General features: G+C 55.8%; 16 protein-coding genes. 6 read left to right on the forward strand and 10 right to left on the reverse strand.

What is annotated here, in order from left to right; genetic code table 11:
- The first annotated feature begins 221 nt into the window (after positions 1-221).
- The 3 genes from focA to pflA all read left to right on the forward strand — a co-directional run bounded on the left by focA (position 222) and on the right by pflA (position 4,357).
- Entirely contained in the window at positions 222-1,079 is an 858-nt protein-coding gene (gene focA / locus IM271_RS04715; RefSeq protein ID WP_028012564.1) for a formate transporter FocA, read from the forward strand.
- A 51-nt stretch (positions 1,080-1,130) separates the two neighbouring features.
- On the forward strand, positions 1,131-3,413 hold the full coding sequence (gene pflB / locus IM271_RS04720) for a formate C-acetyltransferase (RefSeq protein WP_023338210.1): 2,283 nt from the start codon (positions 1,131-1,133) through the stop codon (positions 3,411-3,413).
- A gap of 203 nt (positions 3,414-3,616) precedes the next feature.
- Positions 3,617-4,357, forward strand: a complete 741-nt coding sequence (gene pflA / locus IM271_RS04725; protein WP_028012563.1) for a pyruvate formate lyase 1-activating protein — start codon at positions 3,617-3,619, stop codon at positions 4,355-4,357.
- A 36-nt stretch (positions 4,358-4,393) separates the two neighbouring features.
- On the opposite strand, the gene IM271_RS04730 is transcribed toward pflA, so the two are convergent.
- The 10 genes from IM271_RS04730 to lrp all read right to left on the reverse strand — a co-directional run bounded on the left by IM271_RS04730 (position 4,394) and on the right by lrp (position 18,425).
- Positions 4,394-4,924 carry an anti-virulence regulator CigR family protein gene (locus IM271_RS04730; RefSeq protein ID WP_193052238.1) on the reverse strand — a complete coding sequence of 177 codons (531 nt, stop codon included), beginning with the start codon at positions 4,922-4,924 and terminating at the stop codon, positions 4,394-4,396.
- Between the two features lie 122 nt (positions 4,925-5,046).
- A complete protein-coding gene (locus IM271_RS04735; RefSeq protein ID WP_049136505.1) occupies positions 5,047-6,195 on the reverse strand; it encodes an MFS transporter in 1,149 nt (382 codons plus the stop codon).
- A gap of 275 nt (positions 6,196-6,470) precedes the next feature.
- Complete coding sequence (locus IM271_RS04740) at positions 6,471-7,334, reverse strand: dimethyl sulfoxide reductase anchor subunit family protein (protein WP_048999366.1); 864 nt, start codon at positions 7,332-7,334, stop codon at positions 6,471-6,473.
- Between the two features lies 1 nt (position 7,335).
- The gene (locus tag IM271_RS04745) at positions 7,336-7,953 is read right to left on the reverse strand and encodes a DMSO/selenate family reductase complex B subunit (RefSeq protein WP_014883208.1); all 618 of its coding nucleotides are present in this window, start codon (positions 7,951-7,953) and stop codon (positions 7,336-7,338) included.
- Between the two features lie 10 nt (positions 7,954-7,963).
- The gene (gene dmsA / locus IM271_RS04750) at positions 7,964-10,408 is read right to left on the reverse strand and encodes a dimethylsulfoxide reductase subunit A (RefSeq protein WP_150143212.1); all 2,445 of its coding nucleotides are present in this window, start codon (positions 10,406-10,408) and stop codon (positions 7,964-7,966) included.
- 211 nt (positions 10,409-10,619) lie between these two features.
- Positions 10,620-11,912, reverse strand: coding sequence for a serine--tRNA ligase (serS, locus tag IM271_RS04755; protein ID WP_063154575.1), 1,293 nt, complete (start codon positions 11,910-11,912; stop codon positions 10,620-10,622).
- A 92-nt stretch (positions 11,913-12,004) separates the two neighbouring features.
- Complete coding sequence (rarA, locus tag IM271_RS04760) at positions 12,005-13,348, reverse strand: replication-associated recombination protein RarA (RefSeq protein WP_193052239.1); 1,344 nt, start codon at positions 13,346-13,348, stop codon at positions 12,005-12,007.
- A 9-nt stretch (positions 13,349-13,357) separates the two neighbouring features.
- Complete coding sequence (lolA, locus tag IM271_RS04765) at positions 13,358-13,972, reverse strand: outer membrane lipoprotein chaperone LolA (RefSeq protein WP_028012557.1); 615 nt, start codon at positions 13,970-13,972, stop codon at positions 13,358-13,360.
- A gap of 127 nt (positions 13,973-14,099) precedes the next feature.
- On the reverse strand, positions 14,100-17,795 hold the full coding sequence (locus IM271_RS04770; protein ID WP_060572716.1) for a DNA translocase FtsK 4TM domain-containing protein: 3,696 nt from the start codon (positions 17,793-17,795) through the stop codon (positions 14,100-14,102).
- A gap of 135 nt (positions 17,796-17,930) precedes the next feature.
- Entirely contained in the window at positions 17,931-18,425 is a 495-nt protein-coding gene (gene lrp / locus IM271_RS04775) for a leucine-responsive transcriptional regulator Lrp (RefSeq protein ID WP_000228469.1), read from the reverse strand.
- A gap of 544 nt (positions 18,426-18,969) precedes the next feature.
- Between lrp and trxB the strand changes: the two genes are divergently transcribed.
- The 3 genes from trxB to cydC all read left to right on the forward strand — a co-directional run bounded on the left by trxB (position 18,970) and on the right by cydC (position 23,540).
- Positions 18,970-19,938, forward strand: a complete 969-nt coding sequence (gene trxB / locus IM271_RS04780) for a thioredoxin-disulfide reductase (RefSeq protein WP_028012555.1) — start codon at positions 18,970-18,972, stop codon at positions 19,936-19,938.
- A 114-nt stretch (positions 19,939-20,052) separates the two neighbouring features.
- Positions 20,053-21,819 (forward strand): cysteine/glutathione ABC transporter permease/ATP-binding protein CydD, encoded by a 1,767-nt coding sequence (cydD, locus tag IM271_RS04785; RefSeq protein ID WP_049136502.1) that lies wholly within the window; start codon positions 20,053-20,055, stop codon positions 21,817-21,819.
- Complete coding sequence (cydC, locus tag IM271_RS04790; RefSeq protein ID WP_193052240.1) at positions 21,819-23,540, forward strand: cysteine/glutathione ABC transporter ATP-binding protein/permease CydC; 1,722 nt, start codon at positions 21,819-21,821, stop codon at positions 23,538-23,540. The genes cydD and cydC overlap by 1 nt, the downstream gene beginning before the upstream one ends.
- Positions 23,541-23,550: the final 10 nt, after the last annotated feature.

The following is a 23,550-nucleotide window of genomic DNA, read 5'->3' on the forward strand; positions in this document are numbered from 1 at the left end:
ATTAATTAACTGTTTCGAAGGGGGCCGAACGAAAAAATTCAACTCTTTTCATAACTTTTAAAATTTATTTTTATACGGATAATCAAATACTTACTCCGCATTTGTTGTAAAACCATACATACTGCGGGCCTATAAGCCAGGCGAGATATGATCTATATCAATTTCTCTTCTATAATGCTTTGTTAGTATCTCGTCGCCGACTTAATAAAGAGAGAGTTAGTGTGAAAGCTGACAACCCTTTTGATCTTTTACTCCCCGCCGCGATGGCAAAAGTTGCCGAAGAAGCGGGTGTCTATAAAGCAACGAAACACCCGATGAAGACGTTCTATCTGGCGATCACCGCTGGTGTGTTCATCTCTATCGCTTTCGTCTTCTACATCACCGCCACCACCGGTACTGCCGGAATGCCTTTCGGCATGGCCAAACTGATTGGCGGCATTTGCTTCTCACTGGGTCTGATTCTCTGCGTCATTTGCGGCGCCGACCTCTTCACCTCAACGGTGCTGATTGTTGTGGCGAAAGCCAGCGGAAGAATTACCTGGGGTCAACTGGCGCGCAACTGGCTTAACGTCTACGTTGGTAACCTGATTGGCTGTCTGCTCTTTGTTCTGTTGATGTGGCTCTCTGGCGAGTATATGACCGCCAACGGCGGCTGGGGGCTTAATGTCCTGCAAACCGCTGACCACAAAATGCATCACACATTTATCGAAGCCGTTGCTCTCGGCATCCTCGCAAACCTGATGGTCTGCCTGGCGGTCTGGATGAGCTACTCTGGCCGTAGCCTGATGGATAAAGCCATGATTATGGTTCTGCCGGTTGCGATGTTTGTTGCCAGCGGCTTCGAGCACAGTATTGCGAATATGTTCATGATCCCGATGGGGATTGTTATCCGCAACTTTGCAAGCCCGGAGTTCTGGACCGCAGTTGGTTCATCCCCGGAAAGTTTCTCTCACCTGACTATTATGAATTTCATTACTGATAACCTGATCCCCGTCACTATCGGGAACATTATCGGTGGGGGTCTTTTAGTTGGGTTGACATACTGGGTCATTTACCTGCGTGGCGGCGACCATCATTAATGGTTGTCTCAGGCAGTAAATAAAAAATCCACTTAAGAAGGTAGGTGTTACATGTCCGAGCTTAATGAAAAGTTAGCCACAGCCTGGGAAGGTTTTGCGAAAGGTGACTGGCAGAATGAAGTCAACGTCCGTGACTTCATTCAGAAAAACTATACCCCGTATGAAGGTGACGAATCCTTCCTGGCTGGCGCAACTGACGCGACCACCAAGCTGTGGGACAGCGTAATGGAAGGCGTTAAACTGGAAAACCGCACTCACGCGCCAGTTGATTTTGACACCTCCGTTGCATCCACCATCACTTCTCACGATGCTGGCTACATCAACAAAGCCCTTGAGAAAATTGTTGGTCTGCAGACTGAAGCACCACTGAAACGCGCCATCATCCCGTTCGGTGGTATCAAAATGGTTGAAGGTTCCTGCAAAGCGTATAACCGCGAGCTGGACCCAATGCTGAAAAAAATCTTCACCGAATACCGCAAAACCCATAACCAGGGCGTATTCGATGTTTATACCAAAGACATTCTGAACTGCCGTAAATCTGGCGTTCTGACCGGTCTGCCAGATGCCTATGGCCGTGGCCGTATCATCGGTGACTACCGTCGCGTTGCGCTGTACGGTATCGACTTCCTGATGAAAGACAAATACGCGCAGTTCGTTTCCCTGCAGTCTGACCTGGAAAACGGCGTAAACCTGGAAGCGACTATCCGTCTGCGTGAAGAAATTGCTGAACAGCACCGCGCGCTGGGTCAGATCAAAGAGATGGCGGCTAAATACGGCTGCGATATCTCTGGTCCTGCGACCAACGCTCAGGAAGCTATCCAGTGGACCTACTTCGGCTACCTGGCCGCTGTTAAGTCTCAGAACGGTGCAGCAATGTCCTTCGGCCGCGTATCCACCTTCCTGGATGCGTACATCGAACGTGACCTGAAAGCAGGCAAAATCACCGAGCAAGACGCTCAGGAAATGATTGACCACCTGGTCATGAAACTGCGTATGGTTCGCTTCCTGCGTACCCCAGAATATGATGAACTGTTCTCTGGTGACCCAATCTGGGCAACCGAATCTATCGGCGGTATGGGCGTTGACGGCCGTACGCTGGTTACCAAAAACAGCTTCCGCTTCCTGAACACCCTGTACACCATGGGTCCTTCTCCGGAGCCAAACATCACCGTTCTGTGGTCTGAAAAACTGCCTCTGAACTTCAAGAAATTCGCCGCTAAAGTGTCCATCGACACCTCTTCTCTGCAGTACGAGAACGATGACCTGATGCGTCCGGACTTCAACAACGACGACTACGCTATCGCTTGCTGCGTGAGCCCAATGGTTGTTGGTAAACAAATGCAGTTCTTCGGTGCGCGTGCAAACCTGGCGAAAACCATGCTGTACGCTATCAACGGTGGCGTTGATGAAAAACTGAAAATGCAGGTTGGTCCTAAGTCTGAGCCAATTAAAGGTGACGTGCTGAACTATGACGAAGTCATGGAGCGCATGGACCACTTCATGGACTGGCTGGCTAAGCAGTACGTGACCGCGCTGAACGTTATCCACTACATGCACGACAAGTACAGCTACGAAGCCTCTCTGATGGCGCTGCACGACCGTGACGTTATCCGCACCATGGCGTGTGGTATCGCAGGTCTGTCCGTTGCGGCTGACTCCCTGTCTGCAATCAAATACGCGAAAGTTAAACCAATTCGTGACGAAGACGGCCTGGCCGTAGACTTCGAAATCGAAGGCGAATACCCGCAGTTTGGTAACAACGACGCTCGCGTTGATGACATGGCGGTTGACTTGGTAGAACGTTTCATGAAGAAAATTCAGAAACTCACTACCTACCGTAACGCTATCCCGACTCAGTCTGTTCTGACCATCACCTCTAACGTTGTGTATGGTAAGAAAACCGGTAACACCCCAGACGGTCGTCGTGCTGGCGCGCCATTTGGCCCAGGTGCTAACCCAATGCACGGTCGTGACCAGAAAGGTGCTGTAGCTTCTCTGACCTCCGTTGCTAAACTGCCGTTTGCTTACGCGAAAGATGGTATCTCTTACACCTTCTCTATCGTGCCAAACGCGCTGGGTAAAGACGACGAAGTGCGTAAAACTAACCTCGCGGGTCTGATGGATGGTTACTTCCACCACGAAGCGTCCATCGAAGGTGGTCAGCACCTGAACGTGAACGTAATGAACCGTGAAATGCTGCTCGACGCGATGGAACATCCTGAGAAATATCCTCAGCTGACCATCCGCGTATCTGGCTACGCAGTACGTTTTAACTCCCTGACGAAAGAACAGCAGCAGGACGTTATCACCCGTACTTTCACTCAGTCCATGTAAGTGGAATTGACTGAAATCACGCGTTAAAAAGCGTACAATAAAGGCTCCACGCAAGTGGGGCCTTTTTAACACCCTCGCTTCACCAGTCTCTTTTGTCCGCTATCTATACTTTATGGATAACAGCCAAAACAGACTCGACATAGCCTTTGAGCTGTGCAACTACACAGGCCCCCGGATGGGCCAAATTCGGAGATATCACCGCAATGTCAACTATTGGTCGCATTCACTCCTTTGAATCCTGTGGCACCGTCGATGGCCCGGGGATCCGCTTTATTACCTTTTTCCAGGGCTGCCTGATGCGCTGCCTGTACTGCCATAACCGCGACACCTGGGACACGCACGGCGGTAAAGAAGTCACCGTGGAAGATCTGATGAAAGAGGTGGTGACCTACCGCCACTTTATGAACGCATCCGGCGGTGGCGTGACCGCGTCCGGCGGTGAAGCTATTCTTCAGGCTGAGTTTGTCCGTGACTGGTTCCGCGCCTGCCATAAAGAAGGCATTCATACCTGTCTCGACACCAACGGCTTTGTGCGCCGCTACGATCCGGTCATTGATGAACTGCTCGACGTGACCGATCTGGTGATGCTCGATCTCAAACAGATGAACGATGAGATCCACCAGAATCTGGTTGGTGTTTCTAACCACCGTACGCTGGAGTTTGCCAAGTACATCGCCGACAAAGGCATCAAAACCTGGATCCGCTACGTTGTTGTTCCCGGCTGGTCAGATGACGATGACTCCGCACATCGCCTGGGTGAATTTACCCGCGACATGGGCAACGTCGAGAAAATTGAGCTTCTGCCCTATCACGAACTGGGTAAACATAAATGGGTGGCGATGGGCGAAGAGTACAAGCTTGATGGCGTGAAGCCGCCGAAAAAAGAGACGATGGAACGCGTAAAAGGTATTCTTGAGCAGTATGGCCACAAGGTCATGTATTAAAGAGAAGGCCCGGTAAGAACCGGGCCTTTTTATATTCTATTTAAAGACGCCGTTAATTACGGAGGTCACAATTGCCGTACTCAGCGCAATTAAGACCAGATCGTCCCCGACCACGCGCCATTCATAGCCCGGGTAGGAAGGAAGCTGGCCGAGCATAGAGGCTGGTACGGTCTTCTTCGCAATGCCCGGAGGAAGCGGTTTACCGCGTGCGAGGTTTTTCGCAATCCCCGGAGGCAGAGACTCATAGCCCGTTAAGCCATAATTCAGTGCCAGGTGGCGGGCATGATCGAAGCTCACGCGAGCGTCGACGTCATTACCGACATCTTTGCTGTTTTTGAAGCTCTTATCCGATTTTCCAGGGTTTTCCTTTCCGCTATTTTGCTTATTACCATGGTTACCGGAATTACCAGAATTCCCGTTACCATGATTGCCGCCATTACCTTGTCCGCCACTGTTTCCATGACCACCGCCATTCCCGTTTCCAGGATTAGCCATGACCGGAGCCGTTGCAAACGTTAAAGACAACACTACGGCAAGTACGGTAGTGGAAAAACGACGTATAGACATGATTGTTGCCTTTTATGGTAGAACTCATTTGAATTATCGCCAGGCGGGGAAAACAAACAATGCGTAAAAGTCTTATATGTGACAGGGACAAAAAAGCCTGTCATCGACAGGCTTTTATTTAATCATGCGTGCGCCACAGGGGTGGGATGCTCGCCCGCTTTGCGCAGCAGCATCAGGAGATAAATAAACGACACGCTGGCAATCATGATAAACAGCAAATTGTCGGAATAATTCTGCATCAGCATCGCGGTAAATGTCGGTCCCAGCAGGCTACCGATGGTATAGCTTAATAATAGCGCCTGGTTCATTGCCACGAGCTGGTGATGTTCTACTTTCTCACAGGCCCACGCCATCGCGACGGGGTAAAGCGTGAATCCTGCGGCCCCGAGAATAAACAGTGCAGGCGCCATCGCGGCGTTGCTGAGCATCGCAAGGCATCCCATGATCACCACGAAGACCTGAACGCGCAGCACCAGCAGACGACCAAAACGGTCCGCCAGGCGGCCAATCGGCCATTGCCCCACAATACCCGCACTGACCATCACCGCCATCCAGAAACCAATTCCGGAATCGCTGACGCCCTGATGATTCAGGTAGAGCGGCATCAGGCCATAGAGCGAGCCCAGTACAATTCCCGAAATAATGCAGCCGTTTACGCCCAGACGCGCCTGACGGAGTCTCAACATCGGCCAGACGTGGGTCGCTTCCTGATGTTCGCTGTTCTGGTTAACAATGCGCGTAAAGAGCAGCGGCAGGATCGCGGCCAGCACCATGCCGGTTACCCACGGCAGCACGCTCATCAGGTCGGTTGGCAGTTTGCTGACCATCAGTTGACCCAGAACGGTACCGACGTAGTAAACCATCATATAGGCCGCCAGCAGACGTCCGCGGTTGCGGGAGGTACCGCTACACATCAGCGCGCTTTCAACCACCACCCAAATCATCGCGCAGCCGATGCCGGCGATAAAGCGCCATGCCATCCAGCTCCAGAAGCCCACCATCAGACCCAGACCGGCGCACCCGGCAGCGAAAATCAGCGAGGCCAGATAATAGCTGCGATTAAAGCCAAAACGCTTAATCAGGCTACCGGTTAATAATGTGCCCAACAGGTTCCCGGTAAAAAAGGACGAGCTGACCATACCCACCTGCCAGGTCGGTAAGTTTTCATGGGCGAGCCACAGCGGGACGAGCGTGTTTAACACAGCGATCGCCAGGGTCAACAGAAGCAGGCCACAGAGCAACAGGAGCACTGGCCGGGTATAGGTGGTCATGGATTAAAAACCGTGAGGAAGTTCAGATTTCGTGCGCATCATGCCACTGGCAAAAACAAAGTCAATCCACAGATTTAACCGGCTCGCACAATATGTTCCCTGTCGATTTAAAAAACTTATCCTGCTAATGCAGCGCCTGCTATAGATATTAATTATGTATCTGTTTTTATTTATTAATGACCGAAATTAAAACAAAACGACAGTCGAAAAATTTCATGAATGAAAAAAAGAAAAGCCGGGCGCTATGTCCCGGCTTTTTATAACGAAAAATGAAATTAGCTGGCGATAGCCATACCGACCGTCATATGCAGGCCGTAAAACACACCGCGACCAATTAACTCCCCTACCAGCACCAGCACAAAAGCCAGTGACAGGAGCGGCAGTGCAGGCTGATAACCTTTAAGCTGAGGGCCGATCCAGCACACCAGCGCAGCTGCCAGCAACACCACACGCCAGGCCATCAGCGAACCGTAGTCCGGCACCAGCGCAGAAGCCTGCTGGATAGAGTTGTGAATGGTTGCCAGCTCGGCCCCCTGCATCAGGGCGACCATCGCGCTCACCACCAGCGCCAGCAGCGAAACGGCTGGCAGCAGACGCATTGCCCAACCGTTTACCCCCGCCACGCGCAGCAGCAGGTAGCCCAGCAGCGGCCCGCCGATAAACATCGTCAGGAAGAAGCTCATCGGCGTCCAGACGCTGTACCAGGTAGGAACGGTATCGATGGTGTTATAGACGCGCACCATCATCCACACGAACACCACGCCCAGTACCATGGTGACGATCAGCCACAGGCTGCGCAGGCCCGCAGGCAATTTTTTCAACGCAGCCAGCAGCCACCCCAGCCCGCCGACGGCAAAGAAGATTGCCCCGCTGGCAATTTCGTTACTGAGCGACGACGCCCCCACGCGGTTCAGGGAGTTGAACGCGCGCATCGGTGAGCCCAGGTGCAGCGTAGAGGCGATAAATCCAATCCCCATCAGCACCCACAGGCCAAACATGCTCAACACTAAACGCTGCTGCTGTTCGGCATTGAGGTTCCCTTTTAACAGCGCCAGCGCCAGAACAATAAAGCCGCCCACTACGCACTGCCCAAAGACCGTGAAGATCATCAGCGGCCATTCATGCCATCCACTTCCCATCTCACACCTCCTTCGGATTTGCCAGGTAGCCGGTGGTGTCACCCGTCGGACGGCTGTTGGCGTTAGGTTTAATGACAATACTCGGCTTCGTGAAGTGCGCGGACGGCAGCGGTGCCACAGCGGCAAGCTGACCGTGTTTCTGACGCAGCTCTTCTATCGGACCAAAATCCAGCGCGCGCAGCGGGCAGGACTCGACGCAGATTGGCTTTTTGCCGTCCGCTACGCGGCTGTGGCAGCCGTCGCACTTGGTCATATGTCCTTTAGCGGCGTTGTACTGCGGCGCGCCGTACGGGCACGCCATATGGCAGTAGCGACAGCCGATGCAGACATCTTCATCCACCACCACAAAACCGTCCTCCCGCTTGTGCATCGCCCCGCTCGGGCACACCTTGGTGCAGGCCGGATCTTCACAGTGGTTACAGGCAATCGACAGGTAATAGGCAAAGACGTTCTGATGCCAGACGCCGTTATCTTCCTGCCAGTCGCCCCCGGCGTATTCGTAAATGCGGCGGAAGCTCACGTCCGGGGTGAGATCTTTATAATCTTTACAGGCCAGCTCGCAGGTTTTGCACCCGGTGCAACGGCTGGAATCAATGAAAAATCCATACTGGGTTGTCATCGGTTACTCCTTAAACCTTTTCAACCTGGACAAGGTTTGTGTGAGACGGGTTGCCTTTCGCCAGCGGCGACGGACGCTGCGTGGTCAGGACGTTAATACTGCCTGCCTGGTCGATGCCGTTGGCATCCGGGCTGTACCAGGCCCCTTCCCCCAGTGCCACTACGCCAGGCATCATGCGCGGTGTCACTTTGGCTTCAATGTGTACCTCGCCGCGACCGTTAAAGATACGCACGCGATCCCCGTTACGGATACCACGTGCTTTGGCATCCATCGGGTTGATCCACATCTCCTGGCGGCAGGCGGCCTTCAGTACGTCAACGTTGCCGTAGGTGGAGTGCACACGCGCCTTATAGTGGAAACCGGTCAGCTGCAGCGGGAATTTCGCCGTCAGCGGATCGTTATAGTTTTCGAACCCCGGCGTGTAGATCGGCAGCGGATCGATAACATCTCCTTCCGGCAGCTCCCAGGTAGACGCGATTTTTGCCAGCGCTTCGGAGTAGATTTCGATTTTGCCCGACGGCGTGGTCAGCGGATTCGCCTGCGGATCTTCACGGAACGCTTTATACGCCACGTGATGCCCTTCCGGGTCACGCTGCTTGTACATGCCCTGCTTGCGGAAGGTGTCGAAGTCCGGCAGATCGGGAATTGCTTTACGAGAGAGCTCGTGCAGATGGCGCATCCACCCTTCCTGAGTACGCCCTTCGGTAAACTGCTGTTCGACGCCCAATCGCTTCGCCAGTTCGGAGGTCATCTCATAGATGGTTTTGCACTCGAAGCGCGGCTTGATGGCCTGGTCGGTAAAGATCACGTAGGACATGTTGCCGCAGGAAGCGTCCAGCGCGAAATCCATCTGCTCAGACGCGGTGCAGTCCGGCAGCAGAATATCGGCATATTTTGCCGAGGAGGTCATGTGGCAGTCGATCACCACAATCATCTCGCACTTCTTGTCGTCCTGCAGAATTTCATGGGTGCGGTTGATTTCCGAGTGCTGGTTGATAAGGCAGTTGCCGGCGTAGTTCCAGATCATCTTGATCGGCACATCCAGCTTGTCTTTGCCCCGAACGCCGTCGCGCAGCGCGGTCATTTCCGGACCGCGCTCGATTGCGTCAGTCCACATAAACATGGAGATGCTGGTCTGAACCGGGTTGTCCAGCGTCGGCATCCGCTCAAACGGCACTTCATAAGAACCTTCGCGCGCGCCGGTGTTACCGCCATGAACGCCGACGTTGCCGGTCAGAATTGAAAGCATGGAGATAGCGCGGGTGGCGATTTCACCATTCGCATGACGCTGCGGTCCCCAGCCCTGGCTGATGTAGGCCGGTTTAGCTGAACCTATCTCACGCGCCAGCTGAACAATGCGCTCGACCGGAATACCGGTGATGGTGGAGGCCCACTCCGGCGTTTTCGCTACGCCGTCGCTGCCCTGGCCGAGAATATATGCCTTGTAGTGACCATTGGCAGGGGCACTGGCTGGCAGCGTTTTCTCGTCATAACCGACGCAGTATTTATCAAGGAACGGCTGATCGACGAGGTTTTCAGTAATCATCACCCACGCCAGCGCGGAAACCAGTGCCGCATCGGTACCGGGACGAATGGGGATCCACTCATCTTCGCGCCCGGCACCGGTGTCGGTATAGCGCGGATCGATAATGATCATGCGGGCATTGGATTTGGCGCGGGCCTGTTCGAGGTAGTACGTCACCCCGCCGCCGCTCATGCGGGTTTCGCCCGGGTTGTTACCGAACAGGACGACCAGCTTACTGTTTTCGATATCGGACGGGCTGTTGCCGTCGGCCCAGCCGCCGTAGGTATAGTTCAGACCTGCGGCAATCTGTGCGGAAGAGTAGTCGCCGTAGTGGTTGAGATAACCGCCGCAGCAGTTCATCAGACGCGCCACCAGCGTTTTACCCGGTGGCCAGGAGCGGGTCAGCGTGCCGCCCAGCGTCCCGGTGCCATAGTTCAGGTAGATGGACTCGTTGCCGTACTCTTTGATCAGGCGCTGCATGTTGGTGGCGATAATGTCGTAGGCTTCGTCCCAGCTAATGCGCTCAAACTTCCCTTCCCCACGCTTACCGACACGCTTCATTGGGTATTTCAGACGATCCGGGTTGTAGACGCGGCGACGCATGGAGCGACCGCGCAGGCAGGCGCGAACCTGGTGTAACCCTTCGTAGTTATCGTCCCCGGTGTTGTCGGTTTCGACATACTTAATTTCGCCATCCACCACGTGCATACGCAGCGGACAACGGCTACCGCAGTTTACGGTACACGCACTCCACACCACTTTTTCCGGAGCTGCGGCTGCGGATAGTGCGTCCGCCGCCGACGCCAGCCGGGTAAAAGGGAGCGTGAAGGCGCTGCTGGCTACAGCCAGGCCGCCTATTGCCGTGGTTTTCATCAACCCACGGCGAGTGACCTCGGCAGCCATTAACGCTTCAGGCGCTTTGATTTTCATAGAGACTCACTTTGGTTGCTCACAAAGAAAAAAGAGGCGGCACGAACCGCTATATAGTTTTGTAAATAACGAATTTCCTCGTTATCAGCGTCTTATGCTGACTTTCATTCGGAGGAGTATTACTACTTTAGAGGGAGGGGGTATTGCGTCGTGTCAATTCAGAGGCATAAAAAAAGCGCCCGAAGGCGCTTTTTTGTTGTGAGGCAAAGAATTAGCCGATGTACTGCTGGCCTTTCATGTATGGACGCAGCACTTCAGGGATCTCGATGCGGCCATCTGCCTGCTGGTAGTTTTCCAGCACAGCAACCAGCGTACGGCCAACAGCCAGACCAGAACCGTTCAGGGTATGCACCAGACGGGTTTTCTTGTCAGATTTGCTGCGGCAGCGTGCCTGCATGCGGCGCGCCTGGAAATCCCAGACGTTAGAGCAGGAGGAGATTTCACGGTAGGTGTTCTGTGCAGGCACCCAGACTTCCAGGTCGAAGGTTTTGCAGGCACCAAAGCCCATGTCACCGGTGCACAGCGCCATGCGGCGATACGGCAGGCCCAGCAGCTCCAGCACTTTTTCCGCATGGCCAGTCATCTCTTCCAGCGCGTCCATGGATTCTTCCGGACGGACGATCTGCACCATCTCGACTTTGTCGAACTGGTGCATACGGATCAGACCACGGGTGTCGCGACCGTAAGAACCGGCTTCTGAACGGAAGCATGGAGAGTGTGCCGTCAGCTTGATTGGCAGATCGTCTTCGTCAATGATCTCATCACGCACGAGGTTGGTCAGCGGCACTTCCGCAGTTGGGATCAGCGCATAGTTGCTGCTGTCTGCTTCTTCATCCAGCGGACGGGTATGGAACAGATCGCCGGCAAATTTCGGCAGCTGGCCCGTACCGTACAGCGTATCGTGGTTAACCAGATACGGAACATAGGTTTCGCTGTAGCCGTGCTGCTCGGTGTGCAGATCCAGCATGAACTGCGCCAGGGCGCGGTGCAGATGGGCAATTTGACCTTTCATTACTACGAAGCGAGAGCCGGTCAGCTTAACCGCAGCGGCAAAGTCCAGGCCCGCGTGCATTTCGCCCAGCGTCACGTGATCGCGCACTTCGAAGTCAAACTCGCGAGGCGTACCCCAGCGCTTCACTTCAACGTTGTCGTTCTCGTCTTTGCCGACAGGCACGCTCTCGTCAGGAATGTTCGGGATAGCCAGAGCGATGTCACGAATTTCGGCCTGAAGAACGTCCAGCTCCGCTTTCGCCTGATCCAGCTCTTCACCCAGCTTGTTCACTTCCAGGCGTAATGGCTCAATATCTTCCCCGCGCGCTTTCGCCTGGCCAATGGATTTCGATCGAGAGTTACGCTCTGCCTGCAGATTTTCAGTTTGTACCTGCAGTACTTTACGACGCTCTTCAAGAGCGCGCAGCTTATCTACATCCAGCTTAAAGCCCCGGCGTGCCAGTTTTTCAGCGACTGCGTCTGGCTCATTACGCAGCAGATTGGGATCGAGCATGCTTATCCTGTGCTTATCGAATTAAAATAGGAAATGTGACCACAGCCTGCGGTCACAAGGATACAATTGCCAACATTACCGCAACGATTGAACTAACGGTAGCGTTTTATAGGGCTATTTTGATCCTGTCCGGCGAGCCAGGTGAGCTTTTCACCAATCTTGCCTTCAAGACCTCTGTTTGTGGGATGATAATAGCGCGTTTGTGCCATCTCCTGCGGGAAATATTCCTCCCCGGCGGCGTAGGCGTTAGGCTCATCATGGGCGTAGCGATACTCCTGCCCGTAACCCATCTCTTTCATCAGTTTGGTTGGCGCATTGCGCAGATGAACCGGCACATCATAGTCCGGGCGCTCGCGCGCATCCGACATCGCCGCTTTGAACGCGGTATAGACCGCATTGCTTTTCGGCGCGCAGGCCAGATAGACAATCGCCTGCGCAATGGCGCGTTCGCCTTCCGCCGGGCCTACGCGGGTGAAGCAGTCCCAGGCTGAAAGCGCAACCTGCATGGCGCGTGGGTCAGCATTGCCAACATCTTCTGACGCAATCGCCAGACAGCGGCGCGCAACGTATAGCGGATCGCCACCTGCGGTAATGATACGTGCGTACCAGTAGAGCGCAGCATCCGGCGCGCTGCCGCGCACCGACTTATGCAGCGCCGAGATCAGGTCGTAGAAACGGTCGCCTTTATTATCGAAACGCGCGCTGCGCTCGCCAGCAATTTCGGTGAGCAGTTCAGGCTTCAATACGCGCTTGCCCGCATCGTCCACTTCTGCCATATCGGCCATCATTTCGAGCATGTTCAGCGCGCGGCGCGCATCGCCGTTGACCAGCTCCGCAATCGCACGTCGCGTGTCGTCAGGCAGAACGATATCCTGCCCGCCGTAACCCCGCGCTTTGTCGTCCATTGCCTGGGTCAGAACCTTTTCGATATCTTCCGTGGTCAGGGATTTAAGCAGGTAGACGCGGGCGCGGGACAGCAGCGCCGAGTTGAGTTCAAACGACGGGTTTTCGGTGGTGGCGCCGATGAAGAAGATCGTCCCGTCTTCAATGTGCGGCAGGAAAGCATCCTGCTGGCTCTTGTTGAAGCGGTGGACTTCATCGACAAAGAGAATGGTGCGGCGTCCGGCATTGCGGTTTTGACGCGCGCGCTCGATCGCCTCGCGGATCTCCTTCACGCCAGACGTTACCGCCGAGATACGCTCAACGTCCGCGTTGGCATAGCGGGCGATCACTTCAGCGAGCGTGGTTTTTCCGGTGCCGGGCGGCCCCCAGAGGATCATGGAGTGCAGATGCCCCGCCTCAATAGCGCGCGGCAAGGGTTTCCCCGCAGCCAGCAGATGCTGCTGACCGATGTACTGCGCTAAATTTTCTGGCCGCATACGGGCGGCCAGAGGTTGAAACGCATTATCTGAAAAATCGAGCGACAGGTTGCTCACTCACGCCTCTTACTTATTGCGTTGGTCGTCCACCGTTACGCCCTGCGGCGGGGTAAAGGTGAATTTCGATGCGTCAACGGCGCCGTTTTGCTGAGACTTAAGCTGGTAGCTGCTGCGCTGATCGTCCTGCTCAACCGCGCCGAACTGATTAATGGTACCGTTGGTGCTTACGTTGATGGTGAACTGCTTCAGATTGCCGTTGCTGCCTTTCGGCGTCAGGACAAACTCATCACCATTCTGTTTAATGTTGTACTGCTGCCAGTCGCTGGTCTGGTTGCGGGCGATCAGCATAAACGGCGTATTGCTGGTCGCGTCTTTCAGCCAGGTCGCAGTGGCCTGCTCAACAAACGGGTTGAAGAACCACAGGGTTTTACCGTCAGAAACCAGGATGCTCTCATCCGGCTGGGTCATGTGCCAGTTAAACAGATTGGGGCGTTTCACCCACAAATCACCCTGTCCTTCCTGCACCGCGTTGCCGCTGCCGTCCGTCACTTTTTGCGTGAAGCTGGCGTGGAAGCTGCTTACTTTATCCAGTCGGCTTTTAAGGTCGCTGGCTGCATCAGCCCAGACGCTGCTGGCTACAAAACTGGTGAGTAATGCACAGGCGATGGCGATTTTTTTCATTGTTATTCCTTAAAATACGTCTTCCCGAAATGGGGTTTCCGTTTCTATTCTGGACCTGCCCGAAGGCAGGCGACAGAAGAATATGCTTAATTTTTGCTGATTTACCCTTCTTTGCAATCGCTGAAGGTTAATCAAACGGCGGCGGAGCCAGCACCTCACGGTTACCGTTGTGCCCCTGCTCGCTCACAATGCCCTGCGCTTCCATCTGCTCGATGATGCGCGCCGCGCGGTTATAGCCGATGCGGAACTGACGCTGCACGCCAGAGATGGACGCTTTGCGTTTTTCAGTAACGAAATTAACCGCCTGGTCGAATAACGGATCCAGCTCTTCGCCGCCGTCAAAGCCACCACCGCCGCCTTCGCTTTCGCTGTCGGAGGTAATGCCGTCAACGTACTGCGGACGTCCGCGCGCCTTCCAGTCCTGCACCACGGCGTGTACTTCCTGGTCGCGAACAAACGCGCCGTGTACGCGCACCGGAGAGGTGGAGTTCGGGCCGGAGTACAGCATGTCACCCATTCCCAGCAGCGACTCAGCGCCGCCCTGGTCAAGAATAGTACGGGAGTCGATTTTGCTCGAAACGGTAAACGCAATACGGGTCGGAATATTCGCCTTAATCAGACCGGTGATAACGTCCACGGACGGACGCTGGGTCGCCAGCACCAGGTGAATACCTGCCGCACGCGCTTTCTGTGCCAGACGCGCGATCAGCTCTTCCACTTTCTTCCCGACGGTCATCATCAGGTCGGCGAATTCATCCACCAGCACGACGATATAAGGCAGTTTCTCCAGCACAGGATGCTGGGCATCCATGCTGTCACCCGGCTTCCAGTATGGGTCCGGAATCGGACGACCCATGCGCGCCGCCTCGGCGATCTTCTCGTTATAACCGGCCAGGTTACGCACGCCCAGCGCCGACATCAGCTTGTAGCGACGCTCCATTTCATTGACGCTCCAGCGCAGGGCGTTGGCGGCGTCCTTCATGTCGGTGACCACTTCCGTCAGCAGGTGCGGAATGCCTTCGTAGACCGACAGTTCGAGCATTTTCGGGTCGATCATGATGAAACGCACGTCTTCAGGCTGCGCTTTGTAGAGCATGCTCAGGATCATGGCGTTCACGCCGACCGATTTACCGGAACCGGTAGTACCCGCTACCAGCAGGTGAGGCATTTTCGCGAGGTCTGCCACCACCGGGTCGCCGGCGATATCTTTACCCAACACCACGGTCAGAGGAGATGGGTTATCGCGGAACTTGGTGTTATCCAGCACTTCACGCAGGTAAACGGTCTGACGTTTCTTGTTCGGCAGCTCAAGGCCAACGTACGGTTTACCCGGAATCACTTCCACCACACGTACCGCCACGGTCGACAGAGAACGCGCCAGGTCGCGGGAGAGGTTAGAAATACGCGCGGCTTTGACGCCCGGCGCCAGGTTCAGTTCGAAACGGGTGATCACCGGACCCGGCGAGTAGTTCACCACGTCCGCCTTAATGCGGAAGTCTGCCAGACGGGCTTCCACCAGACGGGCCATCTGCTCCAGGGCAAACGTATCAACCGGTTCGACTTCAGCCGGTGGCGGCGTCAGCAGATCCAGCGACGGCAGCGGCGTGCTCGGACGCTGCAGCGGACGGCTATCACCGTTACGCATCAGCAGCGGGTGAATCAGGCTCTCCTGCGGCTGCGGTGCTGGCTGCTGGTACTGCGGCGGCTGCTGTTGTGGCTGCTGCGGTTGCGCATACGGCTGCTGAACAGGTTGCTGCGGCTGCGCGTAAGTCTGTGCCTGCGGCGCTGGCGGCTGACGCACAGGCTCAGCTTCAGGCATCACGCTTGGGGTGAACAGAGGCTCGCTCGGGCCATCATCCACCAGATCTTTCATCGGCGAAAACTCGAAATCCGATAATGAGAACGGGTTCGCACCAGCTGGCTGTTCACCTGAGTAACGCTGCTGCTGGGTTGCCGCAAACTGACGCGCTAATTCGGCTTCAGCCGCGTCATCTTCGTCTTCCAGCATCGGTTCATCATGCTGATAGTCTTCACCGTAGCGCTGATTCTGCTGCGCGGCGAACTGGCGCGCCAGCTCGTCCTGCTGCATTTCATCAGCATCATCTTCGTAGTCCGTCCCACGCGCTTTCTCTTCGGCCATCCGCTGGGAAGGCAGCTTGATCCCATAGGAGGCAAGCTCACGACGAGTTGGAACGCGGACGCGGTTAGGGCGAGGCAGTTGCGGACCAATTCCCTCTTTCACCTGCGGACGCGGCGCACCGCCCGTTGCCAGGCTAAAGACAGGTGCCGCCGCCGCTGCGGCTGCGGTAGCCTGCTTCACGCTTTCCGCTACGGGGGCAACAGCAGGCGTCGGGTCGACCGGTGGAACCGAAACCGACGGGGCTTTTGGCGCAGGTTCCTGCACCGGTTCAGGCACAGGCTGATACCATGCCGCCAGCTGTTCGCGCTCACGAGCACGGCGTTCTTCAACTTCTTCAAAATAGTACATTGGCGGACGAGACGGTTTCACCTCTTCCACCACCTCAGGTTCAGGCTGAGGCTCGACATAAGGCTGCACAGGTTCAACCGGTTCAGGCACGTACTCCTGATAAGGCTGGGCCACAGGCTGCTCATAGTGCGGCTGTTCATACTCAGGTTGCGGCGGCTGATAAGGCTGCTGCCACTGCTCCTGCTGCACGGGGATATAGCTCTCTGGTTCCGGCGCGATAACAGGCTCCGGCGTGTGGACACCCGGCGCGGTCTGCCAGGCAACCTGAGGCTGCTGAATAGCGGATTCCGGAGGCGGAACCGGCGCGGATGGCATCACGGCTTCGACAGGCGCGGCATACGCCTGTGATGCTGTCGTTGCGGCTGCGGCCGCGGCAACCGGCGCGGTAACGGTATGGCCGTTAAGCAGCGGATCGTATTCATCGAAATCACCCGGCATCGCACGGTTGCCGGAGAAAAGCACATCATCAGGATCGACTGTACTACCCGCTGCGCGGTACTCCACCTGCTCGTCTTCATCCATACGCTTACCGGAGAAGAGCGCCGCGTCGGTTTTACGTCCAAGCGGGTTGGCAAATTTTTCAGCAACGCGCTGTCGACGCGCCAGGGCACCGCGCAGAATACGAGCACGACGAGATTCACGACGTTGCACCGGCGCATCGTCTTCCTCTTCGTACTCATCTTCATATTCTTCTTCATCGACCCACGTGTCGTCGCGGCGGGTACGGTTGCTCGCGAAGGTCAGGATCGTAAGAATAAAGCTGCCGATCTTTTCGGCAATGCTCACCCATGACCAGCCGGTAAACAGCGTCAGCCCGGCCGCCCAGATGCAGAGCAGCGCCAGCGTGCCGCCGCTGCTGTGAAGCATCGGCTGTAGCGCAGAGCTCAGCAGGCTGCCAATCACCCCACCGGAGGCGAAGTACCAGATATCATCGGCATTAATCGCCGCCAGCCCGCAGGAGGTGAGGATCAGCGCCAGGGCGCCAATCAGGCGCAGGGAAACCGCAAAATAGTCGATGTAATCATCGTTCTGACGATGACGCCATGCAAACCAGCATCCGCCAATGATTATGACGGGAATGGTGTAGGCCATCACACCGAAAATGAAAAAGAGCGTGTCCGCAAGCCAGGCTCCGGGTACGCCACCTAAATTATGGATAGGCTCATGCCACGCGGTTTGCGACCAGCTGGGATCGGAGGGATTGAAACTGAGTAAGGCTGCCATCAGCCAGACGGCAAAAAGGGCAATAACGATCAGCAAAGCCTCGAGGAGACGACGTCCGCTGCTTAGCTTCGATAGTGTGACTTCTTTGTCTTCAGTGTATTCCTGGCTCAAGAAAGGCTCTCCAGGTATCAGGCATATCCTGCCTGTTTGCTAAAACGGACAACAGCGCCGGGGCTCCCCGGCACTGTTGCTGTATGGATTAACAGGAGTGTAATCAAACTACGCTGATTTTGCACCTGTTCCGTGTTAGCGCGTCTTAATAACCAGACGATTGCTCTGTTTGACTTCTTCCATCACCACATAGGTACGGGTGTCGTTCACGCCTGGCAGACGCAGCAGGGTTTCCCCCAGCAGCTTACGGTAGGCGGACATATCAGGCACACGGGTTTTCAACAGGTAGTCGAAATCACCGGACACCAGATGACACTCTTGAATTTCTTCAAGTTTTTGTACAGCGGCGTTAAATTGCTCAAACACATCCGGCGCACCACGATTCAGAGTAATCTCAACAAATACCAGAAGTGAGGCATCCAGATAATGCGGGTTCAGCAGAGCCGTATAGCCCTGAATAAAACCCTGTCTTTCCAGTCGGCGCACACGCTCAAGGCACGGCGTCGGGGAAAGTCCCACACGTTTTGAAAGCTCGACGTTGGAAATACGCCCATCCTTTTGCAATTCATTAAGAATGTTACGATCGATACGGTCGAGATCTTTGCCAGGGCGCTTCTTGCTATCTACCATTATTATTGTCTCTCTGTATTCCTTCCCTACTCCTGCCTGGACCCTGTGCACATCACTGTTCAGAGCCTGTACCCGTTAGTCATCACATCGCCTGGTTATGTATTAGACGCGATGCGGATTCGGGTTCTGTTGGTAAGAAGACCGCTGCCCGAAGGCTGTCACCGACATCACGTATGGCGTCTGTCCACGCCATGCGTAGATTTCACTGACACGGTAAAAATGGCATTTACGTGCATGCCTATGCGGCATACGGTTAACGCGGTTTTTTTTCTTCCTTGAATGTTTTCGCAAATGCGCAGGGGATTGTCAAAGCAAAACATCGTTTTTTAGTACAAGATGCCGGATATTCATTACGGGGGGGTATTAATCCTCATTTTACTGCTTTATAAACGAGCGGTTTTCAGTAGAAAACGTGACGTAACGGCACTAGATTCATCGGGCGCAGCTATTGCATATATCGAAAGCAAAATCCCAGTGCTCTTTTTTTACGGCAACAAATTCCCTACAATCCAGCCCATTGCCTGCCAACAACAATGGGGATCTCATGGGCACGACCAAACACAGTAAGTTGTTAATCCTTGGTTCTGGACCTGCGGGATATACCGCGGCGGTCTATGCTGCACGCGCAAACCTGCAGCCGGTTCTGATCACCGGCATGGAAAAAGGCGGTCAGTTGACCACCACCACGGAAGTGGAAAACTGGCCGGGCGACCCGAACGATCTGACCGGGCCGCTGCTGATGGAACGCATGCACGAGCATGCCGCCAAATTCGAAACCGAAATCCTGTTCGACCACATTAATAAAGTGGATTTGCAGAACCGTCCGTTCCGCCTGACGGGTGACAGCGGTGAATACACCTGCGATGCGCTAATCATTGCCACCGGCGCCTCTGCCCGTTATCTCGGCCTGCCGTCTGAAGAAGCGTTCAAAGGCCGCGGCGTCTCTGCCTGTGCGACCTGCGACGGTTTCTTCTACCGTAACCAGAAAGTCGCGGTTATCGGCGGCGGTAATACCGCGGTGGAAGAAGCGCTGTACCTGGCGAACATTGCCTCCGAGGTGCATCTGATCCACCGTCGTGACACCTTCCGCGCCGAGAAGATCCTCATTAAGCGCCTGATGGATAAAGTGGCGAGCGGCAACATCGTGCTGCACACCAACCGTACCCTGGAAGAAGTCACCGGCGATCAGATGGGCGTTGCGGGTCTGCGCATTCGTGATACCCAGAACACCGATAACGTCGAAACGCTGGAAGTGGCGGGCCTGTTTGTGGCAATCGGCCACAGCCCGAACACCGCGATCTTCGAAGGCCAGCTGGAGCTGGAAAACGGCTATATCAAAGTGCAGTCCGGCATTCACGGTAACGCGACCCAGACCAGCATCCCGGGCGTGTTCGCTGCCGGTGACGTGATGGACCATATTTATCGTCAGGCGATCACCTCTGCGGGCACCGGCTGTATGGCCGCGCTGGACGCTGAACGCTACCTCGACGGACTGGCTGAACAAGGTAAATAATCTTTACAAGTCAGTAACAAACGTAAATAAAGGCGGCCACAGGTCGCCTTTATTTTTGCTCGCGTGTAACATGCAGATGTCTAATTTCTTATAACGTCACCTGCAAAATACGCAATGGAAAAAACCCGTCAACAAGAGTTAACACGCTGGCTGAAACAGCAAAGCGTTATTTCCCGCCGCTGGCTTACGATCTCCCGTCTTCTGGGGTTCGTTAGCGGTCTGTTGATTGTTGCCCAGGCATGGCTGCTGGCCCGCATTCTTAATCACATGATCATGGAGAACATTCCCCGCGAAGCGCTCCTGCTGCCCTTTATCGTTCTGATCCTGGTTTTTGTCCTGCGCGCCTGGGTGGTGTGGCTGCGTGAACGTGTCGGCTTCCACGCCGGACAGCATATCCGCTACGAGATCCGTCGTCAGGTGCTCGACCGCCTGCAGGAAGCCGGGCCCGCGTGGATCCAGGGTAAACCGGCCGGAAGCTGGGCGACGCTGATCCTTGAGCAGATCGACGATATGCACGATTACTACGCGCGCTATCTTCCGCAGATGGCGCTGGCGGTTTTTGTGCCGCTGTTGATTGTTATTGCCATCTTCCCGGTTAACTGGGTGGCGGCGCTGATCCTGCTGGGGACCGCCCCGCTGATCCCGCTGTTTATGGCGATGGTCGGCATGGGTGCGGCTGATGCCAACCGCCGCAACTTCCTGGCGCTGGGCCGGCTGAGCGGACATTTCCTCGATCGTCTGCGCGGGATGGAAACCCTGCGTATTTTTGGTCGCGGTGAAGCGGAAACCGAGAACATTCGCCTGGCATCACAGGACTTCCGCCAGCGCACGATGGAAGTGTTACGCCTGGCGTTCCTCTCGTCCGGCGTGCTGGAATTCTTTACCTCGCTGTCGATTGCCCTCGTGGCGGTTTATTTCGGTTTCTCCTATCTCGGCGCGCTGGATTTCGGCCACTACGGCACGGCGGTGACCCTCTCTGCCGGTTTCCTCGCGCTCATCCTGGCTCCGGAGTTTTTCCAGCCGCTTCGCGACCTGGGGACCTTCTATCATGCCAAAGCGCAGGCCGTTGGCGCGGCCGACAGCCTGAAAACCTTCCTGGAGACGCCGCTGGCGCACCCGGAGCGCGGTGACGTGGCGCTGAACGCTAAAGAGCCGGTAACCGTCGAAGCGAGCGATTTCTGCATTCTCTCACCGGAAGGAAAAGTGCTGGCTGGCCCGCTGAACTTTAGCCTGCCCGCCGGAAAACGCGTGGTGCTGGTCGGCACCAGCGGTTCAGGGAAGAGTTCTCTGCTGAATGCGTTATCCGGTTTTATGGCCTACACCGGTTCTCTGCGGATAAACAAAACTGAACTGCGTAATCTCGATCCCGACGCGTGGCGTAAGCAGCTCAGTTGGGTCGGACAAAACCCTCAGCTACCTGCTTCCACGCTGCGCGAAAACGTGCTCCTGGCACGCCCGGATGCTCGTGAAGATGAACTGCAGTCCGTTCTCGACCGCGCGTGGGTCAGTGAATTTCTGCCGCTGCTCCCGCAGGGTGTCGATACCGTGGTAGGCGATCAGTCTGCCGGGCTGTCTGTCGGCCAGGCACAGCGCGTGGCCGTCGCCCGTGCGCTGCTGAACCCGTGCCAGCTGATGCTGCTGGATGAGCCTGCTGCCAGCCTGGATTCACACAGCGAGCAGCGCGTCATGGCGGCCCTGAGCGCCGCTTCCCTGCAGCAAACCACCCTTATGGTTACCCATCAGCTGGAAGGCATTGCTGACTGGGATGAGATCTGGGTGATGGAAAACGGTCATATTGTTGAGCAAGGCAATTACGCCGCGCTTGTTGCCGCGCAGGGGCCGTTCGCCGCCCTGCTGGCGAACCGTCAGGAGGACATCTGATGCGTGCTCTGCTGCCTTATCTTGCGCTCTATAAACGCCACAAGTGGATGCTGACGCTGGGGATCGTGCTGGCGATTGTAACGCTGCTCGCCAGCATCGGCCTGCTCACGCTTTCCGGCTGGTTCCTGTCGGCCTCCGCCGTAGCCGGGTTCGCCGGATTATACAGCTTCAACTATATGCTGCCGGCGGCAGGCGTGCGGGGTACCGCCATTACCCGTACTGCCGGACGCTATTTCGAGCGGCTGGTCAGCCACGACGCGACGTTCCGCGTCCTGCAGCACCTGCGCATTTACACCTTCAGCAAACTGCTTCCCCTCTCCCCTGCCGGGCTGGCGCGTTTTCGCCAGGGCGAATTACTGAACCGTGTCGTTGCGGATGTCGACACGCTGGACCACCTTTACCTGCGGGTGATCTCCCCGATAGTGGGCGCGCTTGTGGTGATTGTGGTAGTTACGCTGGGGCTGTCCGTTCTGGATGTTCCCGTTGCGCTGACGCTGGGCGGGATCATGCTGCTGACGCTTATCATTCTGCCGCCGCTGTTTTATCGCGCCGGGAAATCCACCGGGGAAAACCTGACGCGGCTGCGCGGGGATTACCGCCAGCAGCTGACCTCCTGGCTTCAGGGCCAGGCGGAGCTGACCATTTTTGGTGCCAGCAAGCGCTACCGTGCCCGAATGGAAAGTACGGAGCTGAACTGGCATGAAGCCCAGCGCCGCCAGTCGGAACTGACGGCCTTCTCGCAGGCGCTGATGGTGTTAATCGGCGGCGTGGCGGTGATCGCCATGCTGTGGCTGGCATCCGGCGGGATTGGCGGTAATACCCAGCCAGGCCCTCTTATTGCCCTCTTTGTTTTCTGCGCGCTCGCCGCATTTGAGGCACTGGCCCCGGTGACGGGCGCTTTCCAGCATCTTGGACAGGTGATCGCCTCTGCCCTGCGCATCACCCAGATTGCCGAACAGGAGCCTGAAGTCACGTTCAGTGCCGGGCAAACCACCGTGCCTGAGCAGGTGGCGCTGACGCTTGATAACGTGACCTTCGCCTATGACAAACAGGCGCAGAACGCGCTGGAGGGTATCAACCTTTCCGTTAATGCAGGGCAGCGGATTGCGATCCTCGGCCGTACCGGCTGCGGTAAGTCGACGCTGCTGCAGCTGCTGACGCGCGCCTGGGATCCACAGCACGGTCAGATTCGTTTTAATAACACGTTGCTGACTGATTTCAGCGAGCAGGCCCTGCGCAAGACCGTGAGCGTTGTTCCACAGCGCGTGCATCTGTTTAGCGCCACCCTGCGCGATAACCTGCTGCTGGCCGCGCCAGAGGCTTCGGACGATGATCTTCGCGCCGTACTGGAGCAGGTCGGACTGCAAAAGCTGCTTGAGGACGAAGGACTGAACAGCTGGCTGGGAGAAGGCGGTCGTCAGCTTTCCGGCGGAGAGCTGCGCCGTCTGGCCATTGCACGCGCGCTGCTGCATGATGCACCTCTGATGCTGCTCGACGAACCTACAGAAGGGCTTGATGCGACAACCGAGAGTCAAATCCTTGATTTACTGGCAAACGTTATGGCAGGAAAAACCGTCCTGATGGTGACGCACCGCCTGCGCGGGCTGGCAAGTTTTGATCGGATAATTGTGATGGACAACGGACACATTATTGAGCAAGGTAGTCACGCAGAGCTGTTGGCGAAACAGGGTCGCTACTACCAGTTCAAACAGCGTCTGTAGACTATATTTG

Origin of the sequence: Enterobacter cloacae complex sp. I3 (assembly GCF_014896175.1) — a bacterium.
GTDB classification, from domain to species: Bacteria; Pseudomonadota; Gammaproteobacteria; order Enterobacterales; family Enterobacteriaceae; genus Enterobacter; species Enterobacter bugandensis.

What these genes read in the sequence shown, in the direction of transcription:
- pflB (WP_023338210.1), top strand. Translation starts at nt 1,131, where the DNA reads ATGTCCGAGCTTAATGAAAAGTTAGCCACAGCCTGGGAAGGTTTTGCG.
- pflA (WP_028012563.1), top strand. Translation starts at nt 3,617, where the DNA reads ATGTCAACTATTGGTCGCATTCACTCCTTTGAATCCTGTGGCACCGTC.
- IM271_RS04730 (WP_193052238.1), bottom strand. Translation starts at nt 4,924, where the DNA reads ATGTCTATACGTCGTTTTTCCACTACCGTACTTGCCGTAGTGTTGTCT.
- IM271_RS04735 (WP_049136505.1), bottom strand. Translation starts at nt 6,195, where the DNA reads ATGACCACCTATACCCGGCCAGTGCTCCTGTTGCTCTGTGGCCTGCTT.
- IM271_RS04740 (WP_048999366.1), bottom strand. Translation starts at nt 7,334, where the DNA reads ATGGGAAGTGGATGGCATGAATGGCCGCTGATGATCTTCACGGTCTTT.
- IM271_RS04745 (WP_014883208.1), bottom strand. Translation starts at nt 7,953, where the DNA reads ATGACAACCCAGTATGGATTTTTCATTGATTCCAGCCGTTGCACCGGG.
- dmsA (WP_150143212.1), bottom strand. Translation starts at nt 10,408, where the DNA reads ATGAAAATCAAAGCGCCTGAAGCGTTAATGGCTGCCGAGGTCACTCGC.
- serS (WP_063154575.1), bottom strand. Translation starts at nt 11,912, where the DNA reads ATGCTCGATCCCAATCTGCTGCGTAATGAGCCAGACGCAGTCGCTGAA.
- lolA (WP_028012557.1), bottom strand. Translation starts at nt 13,972, where the DNA reads ATGAAAAAAATCGCCATCGCCTGTGCATTACTCACCAGTTTTGTAGCC.
- lrp (WP_000228469.1), bottom strand. Translation starts at nt 18,425, where the DNA reads ATGGTAGATAGCAAGAAGCGCCCTGGCAAAGATCTCGACCGTATCGAT.
- trxB (WP_028012555.1), top strand. Translation starts at nt 18,970, where the DNA reads ATGGGCACGACCAAACACAGTAAGTTGTTAATCCTTGGTTCTGGACCT.
- cydD (WP_049136502.1), top strand. Translation starts at nt 20,053, where the DNA reads ATGGAAAAAACCCGTCAACAAGAGTTAACACGCTGGCTGAAACAGCAA.
- cydC (WP_193052240.1), top strand. Translation starts at nt 21,819, where the DNA reads ATGCGTGCTCTGCTGCCTTATCTTGCGCTCTATAAACGCCACAAGTGG.